The sequence below is a fragment of the Pseudoalteromonas rubra genome, assembly GCF_000967655.1.
Taxonomy (GTDB): Bacteria; Pseudomonadota; Gammaproteobacteria; order Enterobacterales; family Alteromonadaceae; genus Pseudoalteromonas; species Pseudoalteromonas rubra_A.
On the sequence record NZ_JXYA01000016.1, the window covers coordinates 321,354 to 332,381 of the forward strand.

Here is an 11,028-nt window from a genome sequence, read left to right on the forward strand (position 1 = left end):
CTGCCATAAAAGGCTGGAGAAGACCCTTTAAATCTAGAGCGTGTCTCTCCAACCTTCAAGCAAGTTTGTTTAATTCTATGCCTGCTTAGTTACACCAGCCATCGTTATAAGTCACCTGAATTGTTGCACCAACAGGCGCACCACTGACCTTGAGATAGCCCCAGTACTGGCTTTGACCACTGAGATTAATGCACTCGCCATTACCCGCACGCGCCGAGCGCGCTTCGACATTCTCGCCGTCAGGCCAGCCCTGATTACTGTATTCCAGCGTCAGATCGCCATTGCCATGTGCGGTTTCAATGCGAATACTTTGCTGCGCGCTGACATTTTCAAGGCTAAACCACATGGGTTCACGATTGCCCATACACACCGGCACGCCATCTGACAGGCGACCATCAGAAACACTGCCCTGAGTGGCGCAGGTATCAGGTAAAGCGGCACTGGGCGCTGTGAAACTGGCCATGAGCTCAACATCGCTGTAGGCGTTGTATCCGCGCAGCATAATGTAATAATCGCCAGCCTGTGGCGCCGCAATATCACAGCGCTCGCTGTTGCCCCCTACGTAAGGCCGACAGTCATAGGTGTCTTGTGTTGGCAACTCTCCGTAACGCAGGTAAAGATCTGCGTCACCGCTGCCACCACTGATGGCCGCACTCAAATCAGTAGCACCCTCGGGGAGTCTGACTTTAAAATAGCTTAGCTCTTTGTGCGCACCAGATACTTGCACAGCGCGGCCATTTTGTAGCTCCACCGTGCCCTGGCCTGACTCAATCACAGCCTGCGTGCTAACCTGGTGGGCCAGCCCTTGCTCGTCTGTGACGCTCAGCGTGACCGTATAGCTGCCTTCATCCTGATAGGTGTGAGTCGGGTTGGCCTGGGTGCTTTGTGCGCCATCGCCAAACTGCCACAGATAAGCCAAAGTGCTGCCCTCGGGATCTGAACTGCCCTGACTGCTAAAGCTTAGCGCCGTGCCTACCGTGCCCTGATAAGGACCATTGATAACGGCTGTCGGAGCCTGGTTTTGGTCGCCGGCCAGCTGTTGCGTCCACTGCGTGAATTCAGTGCCATACTGGGCCGCCCAGTTGTCGATACGCGTTTTATATCCAGCCCAGTTACCGACACGAGTTTCGCTCAGCATGGCATTGACTTCGTCTTTATGGGTTTCAATCATAAAACGCACCGCCAGATAACCCCAGCGGTAAATACGGTCCTGATCAAAGCCATCATAGGTGGTCGCAAAAACCTCGCCCAGTTGATAGGTACTGCCGTCTTTAATGGTATCAATGGCATCCTGATTGTCATTCAGGTTGGCAACATATTCGGCAACGCCTTCGCTCCACCACACGATTGTTTCTGTGGGCGCGTTAAAGTCGCCATAAAGGTCAAAACGGCCATCCAGATAATGGACATATTCGTGTTCCAGGTTCCAGACATAGTGATCGGGTTTTGCATAGCTGGCCTCGTAGGCAATAAAGTTTGCCTGATTGCCCACCACGCTAGGATCGCCTTCCAGGTACATACCGCCATTGTCGGTGCTGATCCCAAAAATCGGGCCCGCATACTTCTTGTAATCTGCGCTGCTGTTAAAGATATTCACCTGTAGCATGGTGTTGTTGTCGTCTGCGACCGGCGTTTGGTTGGTTTCGAGCATAGTATGGAAGCGCGTTTCTTCGGCTGCCATGGTATCGCACGCAGACAGGTGCTGCGCCTGGGTCATTTCCTGCGAGCGGATCCGAATGGTACTGCTACATTGGTAGGTCTGCGACAGTGCTTTATCCCTGAGCTCCTCCTTAAATCCACAGATCCCGAAGTCTTCACAGTTGGCATAGTAAGTCGCAACATCTGCCGCCCCCAGCCAGACACCGTCGCCATAGCCATAGCTCTGATAGGTGGCGAACAGAGATTTTAGCGCCTCATCAACGGCACTCTGAATGGGTGTCCCCTGATAATTTTTCAGCCTGGCCAGCTCGCGTGCCGCATTGATGATCAAAAACTCAGCGTCCGACCCCAGCATCCAGTTTTGTTTGGTAAAGTTTGCAAGCAAAGTGACCAGCTCGGCATCGCTGCCAACCAGAGCAACAAAATCGCTATTCCACTGACCACGGAATAAAATGGTAAAGATCCCATTCACCGCACCACGCATGTGCCAGCTGTCGGCATAGCTTTCGCTCCAGCGCGACAACCAGGCTTTCACTACAGGCAGATAAACATGCTGAAGCTCGGACGAGTCCATGGTGGTGATCACCTCTCCCAGTACTTCACCATGGGCATCATTGTTGTCATAGAAATGGCTGTTAGCCACAAAGGCGTCCAGCGCGCCTTTAACCGCAGTTTGCACACTGCTGTCAAAGCTGACCGAGTCATTATAAAACTCAACATAAAAGCCAGCCCGAATAAATAGGAAGAGCGCTTCCAGACCCGCACTGCCGGTGCCTGTGTAAGCAACAGACAGCGTTTTTGCCTGAGTCGCTACCGCCAGCATTTTTGCGGTTGTAAAGGTCGCCACCTGGGTGTCGGAAGGTGCACTGAACAAATCGTTGACGCAACCTGCCCCCTGTCCGGAGATTTGCGCCACAATGGTGGATGCACTGGCATTGGCAAAAGCTGCCAGGTCGCAGCTGCTTGCCACATCAACCGGCTCTGACGCAAGGCGCATCATCACCGGTAAATGCGCGTGCATAACGGACTCACGCGCGGCGGTCGGCGCATTATCCTGAGCCACATGACTATGGCCTTCGTCTCCATGCGCCAGTTGCAGATCCTGAGCACTGAGTGGTTTAAACTGTCTTTCAACTTGTTGCTGCGCGGCTTCCACACTGGTACAGAGCAGAGGAAGTGCAGCGAGTATTGCTGTTATTTTCATAATGTAACCTTATTAAAATGTGTATCCAAACCCCAAAAGAGGAAATATATAATTAACACCACAGACACAGTGTATACAATATAATTTATATAATATTATTGAATATGCTACCTTACTTTTCCTTTTAAGCATAAAATATTCAATTAAGTCAGAATGTTAAAAGTTTAGTGACAGTTTAACCTGGGCCAGAACAGTTCACTTTATTGCTGCTCGTGAACAGCGAATGAACCAAAAAAGGGAATGACAGAATGAAAAGCGCCACTTCAATTGGTGCTTGTTAACATATCTTTTAACAAAGTGGCATTTTGAGGAGGACTACAAAACGACGAATGATCAGGTATTGTCTGAAAGCAGTGAGGTAATAGACACAATGCCATGGTTTTCAATGGTTACAATTAACGTCTGATGCTCCAGCCTGATTGGATACTGGCCATCTGGCAACTTTCTGGCAGTCAGATTGTTCAGCCCAGTGATCAGGCCATCGACCTCACTGGCGTGATGCTGCGCCGCGCCCGGACGTCCTCGCATATACTCCATTCCCTGTTGCAGGCACTTTTCAACAACCGCATCAGCCACTTTTCGGCCCGCTTTGTGTTTCAGTGACTTAAACAGTAACCCTTTGATTAAAGAAAACATAATACTTCCTATATGCGACAACGGTGATGCAGGAAGTGTAGCAAAGGTGGGTCCAGAGGAGTATGACAAATCGTTTCAAAGTATGTCGGTGTGGGCCGGAGTGAGTGAGCAGTGGACGGCCGCTCTAGCTCATTTTTGGACGTCAATGACTTAAGACAAATGCTTCCTTTTGAGTAACTTGTTAGCTGCCTTTTTGAATAGAGCCCCAATACACTTTGTGCCTGTCAGCCAAAGGAATGATTCTATATTTTTGGATACCAAGAAGGCACCCGACCCTTGAATGCCCCTCAACTAAATGAGGCATGCCAGATTTACCACCAAGAACCTTTGCATCTAGCAATATTGGTGGAGTTAACCAAGTACCATGCTTTTTCCAATGATTGAGTACTTCCTCTCGGCAATCAATCACAGCCTCTTCAACATCGTGGAAATGCGATGCATCTTCTGATACCTCCTCAAGGAAATCAGGAAATGAAGCGTTGCTACCTATTTGCAAAAATCTTGTTGTATCAAGTTCAACTAGCTCCCACTTTAGATCAGAAAGTGATAAATCACCGTAGAGAGCTAAAAAGCGACTGTTAGCATTATGATCAATATAAAACTGTTCAATCACAGAATCAGGTGCACTAACTCCATGCTGCCTGAGCAACTCGATACTCTTATCTGTGCTACCTGGATCAAGTGCAATTTTCGACAAGTCTCTATACTTCAATTTATTGCCTCAAAACTCTGGTGACACATAACGCCCCACTTAGGGGCACAAATACGTAGGCTATAATGAAGGGAGCCTGCGTGTTTGTGTCCCAACGAGCGCTAGCGAGTGACTACAGTGCTTTGTAAGATGCCAATGTGCCTTCCCTTTGTTTGGCATATGAAAGTAACGATATGCCAATGAAGTAGTAGATACCTGCTTGAATCAGCGCTAGCCAGCCATACTGACTGTAGTAGCCAGTAAAAATACCAACAATTGGAAGTAGCATATACATTACAGCTGCAACTCTGAAACCAAAAGGACTGATTAGTCCATTGCTAGCATTCAAATTGAAAATGAGTTGAAAACACTTAATAAACAGCCATGCATTTAAGATTGCACAAACAGTTGTAATTAATACGCCGAATAGATATTTCTCTTCATGTACAGCCATAGGCATTACGGTTACGCCCAGCAAGCACAACAAATTTATAAAAAAGAGGACTATTCCTGAAGGGACTCTAACCCATGGGCTTAGCATCGACTCCTCCATAATTGCTCTTGGCAGCTGACAGCTTCTTCTGTTCTACTTTGGTAGTTCATAGCACACCACAGCGACTCATATTACATACCTTCATAATTCCACTAATAATTACTAATGTAAACAGGCATATAGCATGGCAGAAAATTCCAGCTTGTCACTTTACCCCCACAAATAGCACATTCCAAATAGCCAAATAGCAAATAGCGGACACCCATTCCAAAACTTGTCTGCCACACAACTCTCGCCTATGCTTTTCATCTGCTCCAAGGATAAGGACGAAGCAAATGCCAGCGGCACGGAAAAGCCAGGTCAGCTTAGTTGACACAAAATACTACCATTGCATCTCTCGCTGCGTAAGGCGTGCCTTTTTATGCGGCGAAGACCCGTTAACAGGCCAATCTTATGAACATCGTCGTGAATGGGTTGAAGAAAAACTACTTTTGCTTGCATCCATTTTCTGCGTTGATATATGCGCTTACGCAGTGATGAGCAACCATACTCACATCGTTTTGTATGTGGACGATAAAAAAGCAAATCGATTGCATGACAAAGCTATCGTCATACGCTGGCATAAACTATTTAAGGGAAACTGGCTGACACACAAATTCGTGGATGGTAACGAACTCACTCCGTCCGAACGCATTATGCTCGACGATATTATCGACAAATATCGTGAAAGACTGGCCAGTATTAGCTGGTTTATGCGTGTACTGAATGAAGACATTGCCCGCCGAGCCAATAAAGAAGATGGCTGTACAGGCCGCTTCTGGGAAGGTAGGTTTAAGTCCCAAGCATTACTCGATGAAGCGGCCCTTGCCGCCTGCATGGCCTACGTTGACCTCAACCCTATCCGGGCTAAAATGGCCGCCACACCGGAAACTTCTGAGTTCACCAGTGTCAAAAAACGTATTGAACACGCACAGAACGGCAAACAACCAAAAAGCCTTCTGCGCTTTGCTGGCAACCCCAGACAAAACATGCCCAAAGGCTTGCCCTTTGAGCTTGAATACTACATTGAACTGGTTGAGCTAACAGGCCGATGCATTCGTGCAGACAAGCGAGGCCATATCTGCAATACCCAACCTATCCTCGCCAGATTGCAAATAGAGCCTGAAAACTGGCTAAAACTCACCACGCGATTTACAAAAATGTTCCATGGTGCAGTCGGCAGACAGCAAGCCGTGACTGAATTTTGTGAACACCTGCAAAAGAAGCGACGCCCTAACCTCGCTAATTGTGAGCGATTTCTGGGTTAGAATTGTCATCATCTTAACTTCGAGTGATGACTGTCGCACTTAGGCAGCGCTTAAACGTGTCCAAAAAATATCAAATAACGACTATTTCAGCTGAAATTGTTCACCCGTGAAGCCTGACTTCTGAAAATTTTGCTTTTTTATTTGCAGAAGCACTTGTATTCATAGCCTACGGACCCGTATCAAGAATAGATAAGGCTGGGTGTCTGTGTTATTGCGCCAGTTTCGGGTGGGTGTCTTTGTTTGTCATTGCCATTGGCATAATTTATCATCCTCAATCCATTGAGCATTACCTAAAGGTAGACGACGTACATTCCGCACGCCAGTTTCAGGTGGGTGTCTCTGTTTGTGAGTAAATTCACAGACCAATTGCGTACATTCAGCACGCCAGTTTCGGGTGGCTGTCCATTCAATCGTCGCACTTAGGCAGTGCTTAAATGTGTCCAAAATATCAAATAACCACTATTTCAGCTGAAATTGTTCACCCATGAAGCCTGACTACTGAAAATTTTCGCTTTTTTATTTGCAGAAACACTTGTATTCACTGCCTACGGACCCGTAACAAGAACAGTTAAAGCTGGGTGTCTGTGTTTTTGTCTTGTCTACGGACCCCTAACAAGAACAGATAAGACTGGGTGTCTGTGTTATGTGTTATGTGTTATGTGTTATGTGTTTGAACTATAGTGGTGCACTTCAAATTAGAACATAGCCCCGTACCAAGAACAGATAAGACTGGGTGTCTGTGTTTTTTCTGCAAATAGAATCTGAAAATTGGCTAAAACTCACCACACGATTCACCAAAGTTTTCCATGGTGCAGTCGGCAGGCAGCAAGCCTTGACTGAATTTTGTGAACACCTGCAAAAAAAGCGACGCCCTAATCTCGCTAATTGTGAGCACAAATAGCAGACACCCATTCCAAAACTTGTCTGTCATACAACCCTCGCCTATGCTTTTCATCTGCTCCAAGGATAAGGACGAAGCAAATGCCAGCGGCACGGAAAAGCCAGGTCAGTTTAGTTGACACGAAATACTATCATTGCATCTCTCGCTGTGTAAGGCGTGCCTTTTTATGCGGTGAAGACCCGTTAACAGGCCAATCTTATGAACATCGTCGTGAATGGGTTGAAGAAAAACTACTTTTGCTTGCATCCATTTTCTGCATTGATATTTGCGCATACGCGGTGATGAGCAATCATACTCACGTCGTTCTGTATGTGGACGATAAAAAAGCCAACCGATTGCATGACAAATCTATCGTCATACGCTGGCATAAACTGTTTAAGGGAAACTGGCTGACGCACAAATTCGTGGAAGGTAACGAACTCACTCCATCCGAACGCATTATGCTCGACGATATTATCGACAAATATCGAGAAAGACTGGCCAGTATCAGCTGGTTTATGCGCGTACTGAATGAAGACATTGCTCGTCGTGCGAATAAAGAAGATGGCTGCAAAGGCCGGTTCTGGGAAGGTAGGTTTAAGTCCCAGGCATTGCTCGATGAAGCAGCCCTTGCCGCCTGCATGGCCTACGTTGACCTCAACCCTATCCGGGCTAAAATGGCCGCCACACTAGAAACCTCCGAGTTCACCAGTATCAAAAAGCGCATTGAACACGCACAGCGCGGCAAACAACCAAAGAGCCTTCTGCGCTTTGCTGGCAACCCCAGGCAAAACATGCCCAAAGGTTTGCCCTTTGAGCTTAAATACTACATTGAACTGGTTGAACTAACAGGCCGATGCATTCGTGCAGATAAGCGAGGTCACATCTGCGATGCTCAGCCTATTCTCGCCAGATTGCAAATAGAGCCCGAAAACTGGCTAAAACTCACCACACGATTTACCAAAATGTTCCATGGTGCAGTCGGCAGACAGCAAGCCATAACTGAATACTGTGAACACCTGCAAAAAAAGCGACGACCTAACCTCGCTAATTGTGAGCGATTTCTGGGTTAGAATTGTCATCATCTTAACTTCAAGTGATAACTGTAGTACTCAGGCAGTGCTTAAACGTGTCCAAAATATCAAATAACCACTATTTCAGCTGAAATTTTTCACCCGTGAAGCCTGACTTCTGAAACTTTTCGCTTTTTTATTTGCAGAAACACTTGTATTCACTGCCTACGGACCCGTAACAAGAACAGTTAAAGCTGGGTGTCTGTGTTTTTTGCTTGTACTCATTGTCTACGGACCCGTAAAAAGAACAGTTAAAGCTGGGTGTCTGTGTTTTTCTTGCTGGAGCGTCCATATATATCTGTGTTTTTGTCAACTATTGAAAATTGGCTCTACTGGCACAACAACGCCAAATTTTTTCAGTTGAAGGAACTTTGAACCAAAAATATCCGTCGGAATTTTTCGTTGGAGCAAACCAAAGAAGTTTTCATCATGTGTCGATATGATGAGCTGCTTGTCAAACTGCAAGCATATACTACGTAAAAGGTCTATCGTCGAAAGGACGTTAATCGAATCCATTGATTGGATTGGGTCATCGATCAGAATAACATCAATAGGATTGCCTTCATCATCTGTCGCGTGGAGCGCATTCGCTAGGAATACACTCAAGCTCAGAATATTCGTTTGGGCTGCACTAAAATAGAGAATTGGGGATATCATTCCACCTGCTCCATCGCTTACCAAAATGTTTAAATTTGGATTTTCCGTTTCAAAGCTAACTTTGAACCCTACTCTTTTGAATGTAGGATGTGGGTCTATTTTCTTGTAAATAGAGTTGATAAGATCTTCGAAGAAGAAGTTATTAATGAGCACTTCTAGCTTTTCTATTATGACCGCCCTTTCTGCAACTAAAGCCTCGTCAACTTGATTTCTCCGTGCTAGCTGCCGCTCTAAGGCTTCCAGTTCTTTCTGAGTAGATATATGTTTTATGTAAGGCTTGAATGAGGTCATAAGTTCCAAGAGCAACTTAACACCACTTAGCAACTTTTCTAGCTCGTGAGCACGAATCTGACATTCGTCAGCCTTAGCTGTTATTAGCACTTTTACTTGCGTTAATGTGTCATTAGAGCGAATGCTAATAATATTGGATAAACTCTTATAAAACTCATTAATTACAGATTGAGTACTGGTTAGTGCTACCTCTAAAGTTTCCTTCTCTTTCTTCAGTTGTGAAAAATCCACCCACGTTCCATTAGCTAGCATCTCCTGTTGTAATTCATGACACTGACTAGCTAGGGATTCACATGAAGTTCTATATCCTTGGACAACTGCTTCAAGCTCATTTTTTTTCATTTCACAGTGCTTGTTTATCTCTTGAGGAGCAATAGCATTTTCATTTAGATATGCCAACACTGAGACATAAACATGCGAACTGCTTTTAGTCTCCAACTCAGACTCTAACATACTGTACTCAACGCGCTTGGCTTTAAGCGACTCAATAGCTGCTTGAATTTGCGCATTTAAGTTATCTTGCTGTTGAGTCAGATTAGGCCGCTTCGCGGATAACTGGTAAATCTCTGCTTGTACTCTAGTTACAAGCTCTTGATACGAAAGCCTCCAAACTGACTTCTCTAGTTCAGCATTTCTATGCTGTAAGTTCTTACACTCACCTTCAAAGGTATTCTTCTCTTGCTCAGCTTTAACAAGTTTAACTTTAATTTCATATAACTTATTGCGAAGACCGGTGAGTTGCTGAGCCTGTGATTCAACTGCTTGCTGAGTAATTTCTTGAATTTCATCTCTAAGTTCTTTCTCCCGTGTTGAAGACTGTGAGATTTTTTTAGAGTTTTCTTGACTCAGTTCAGACAGCAGGTTTTGGCTCTTAACTTTATCTATAAGTTCCTCTGGAGATGAATGAGGAGTTGTACATAAAGGGCAAATATGAGAAGGCTCAACACTAAGATAATCCAAGCCTATGGAAATCAACCTTTCATGCAATTCCATCTGTTCTGTTAAGGCCTTCTGAGTAGAATGCAAGGCCTGGTTATGTACTTCGAGCAAATCAAGAGCAGCGTGACATCTTGCTAGCTGTTCTATTTTTTCTTTTTCAAAAGCCATGGCTCCCATACTTCCAGCTAATAAAAAACTAGATGTAATCTTTAAAGCTGATAATTTGCTCAGTTCACGACTCAATTTATCTTGCTGGGTCTTATCTATCTGGATCTCATTATTTTTATCGGTGATTTGCTGATTTAAAACGTCGATCCGCTTTCGATTATTCGATAGCTCAGAATAAACTGGACCAGAGTTATCCAACGAGCTTCTAAGCTGGGAAACTCTTTCGTCATCTATCTTAAGCTCGTTATTTAACTCTGTTAGGTTCTTCTGAAAGCCAGCTAATTCAGCATTTAGTCTGGAGCAATCTTCAGTCAAAGCGCTTTTAGTTTTAGTTATTTCTTTAAGGCGCAATTCGGTTTGTAAAAAACACTCAGCACTTTCAGCTATTTCAATCAGACGATTTAGACGCACATTCGCCTGTTTCTGATCCTCTACACATTTCTCGTACGAGTCTAATAAACTTTTATACTTGTCAGCGTCAGTAACACCTTTCAAAAGCCGGGCAAGTTTAGTTTTTTGCTCTATTTCATAGCCCGCATGAAGCTCTATTTCGGGTATTTTGTTTAACCTTTCTGACAATACTTCAAGCATTTTACTATTGGCATGGATTGATGTGTTCAGTTCATGCTGTCGCGAAACAAGGTTGGCATCAAGTTTATGAGCGGTCTGAAATGTAAGACTCTCATCAGGTAATACAATGCTTTCACCCAAAGAGTTGAGTTCAGTCGCAACTGAATTAAACTGCTCAAATATAGAAAGATCAATTGGTTGCTTCAATTCCTCTAGCAAAGATTTACGTTTCTTATTGAGGGCGCTTAGCTCAGATTTATTATCATTTATGAGTGCAGACAACTCCTTACGAGCGGTCTCAATATCGCCACCAAAGCTTTCCATGAACTTGGAGTAGCGTTCCTGTGGCTTTGCCTCCCGAAGAAATCTATCAATTTCGTCTTGGCTAAGAATTACACGTCGAAAGAAATCATTTTCTCGTTTTTTGTTATCTCCTATAAGAAATGGTCCCTAAATTTTG

The 11,028-nt window shown here is 44.9% G+C and carries 7 protein-coding genes and 1 pseudogene; 3 read left to right on the forward strand and 5 right to left on the reverse strand.

Translation table 11 applies throughout. The features are described from left to right. Positions 1-85: 85 nt before the first annotated feature. The 4 genes from TW77_RS08700 to TW77_RS08715 all read right to left on the reverse strand — a co-directional run bounded on the left by TW77_RS08700 (position 86) and on the right by TW77_RS08715 (position 4,743). Complete coding sequence (locus TW77_RS08700) at positions 86-2,863, reverse strand: collagenase (RefSeq protein WP_156158632.1); 2,778 nt, start codon at positions 2,861-2,863, stop codon at positions 86-88. A 333-nt stretch (positions 2,864-3,196) separates the two neighbouring features. Then, on the reverse strand, positions 3,197-3,499 hold the full coding sequence (locus tag TW77_RS08705) for a hypothetical protein (RefSeq protein WP_052713113.1): 303 nt from the start codon (positions 3,497-3,499) through the stop codon (positions 3,197-3,199). A gap of 181 nt (positions 3,500-3,680) precedes the next feature. Further along, positions 3,681-4,196, reverse strand: coding sequence for a hypothetical protein (locus tag TW77_RS08710; RefSeq protein ID WP_156158633.1), 516 nt, complete (start codon positions 4,194-4,196; stop codon positions 3,681-3,683). Positions 4,197-4,323: 127 nt separating this feature from the next. Then, the gene (locus tag TW77_RS08715; RefSeq protein ID WP_046004560.1) at positions 4,324-4,743 is read right to left on the reverse strand and encodes a hypothetical protein; all 420 of its coding nucleotides are present in this window, start codon (positions 4,741-4,743) and stop codon (positions 4,324-4,326) included. 275 nt (positions 4,744-5,018) lie between these two features. Here TW77_RS08715 and TW77_RS08720 point away from each other — a divergent pair, with 275 nt between their 5' ends. From TW77_RS08720 to TW77_RS08725, 3 genes and pseudogenes are all read left to right on the forward strand, one after another. Beyond that, entirely contained in the window at positions 5,019-5,990 is a 972-nt protein-coding gene (locus tag TW77_RS08720; RefSeq protein WP_046004561.1) for a hypothetical protein, read from the forward strand. A 748-nt stretch (positions 5,991-6,738) separates the two neighbouring features. Further along, positions 6,739-6,891, forward strand: a pseudogene (locus tag TW77_RS25775) (transposase); the annotation flags it as partial. A gap of 80 nt (positions 6,892-6,971) precedes the next feature. Beyond that, the gene (locus TW77_RS08725) at positions 6,972-7,943 is read left to right on the forward strand and encodes a hypothetical protein (protein ID WP_046004562.1); all 972 of its coding nucleotides are present in this window, start codon (positions 6,972-6,974) and stop codon (positions 7,941-7,943) included. A 309-nt stretch (positions 7,944-8,252) separates the two neighbouring features. Here TW77_RS08725 and TW77_RS08730 read toward each other — a convergent pair whose 3' ends face one another. Further along, positions 8,253-10,892 (reverse strand): DNA repair protein, encoded by a 2,640-nt coding sequence (locus TW77_RS08730; RefSeq protein WP_205623853.1) that lies wholly within the window; start codon positions 10,890-10,892, stop codon positions 8,253-8,255. Positions 10,893-11,028 lie beyond the last annotated feature (136 nt).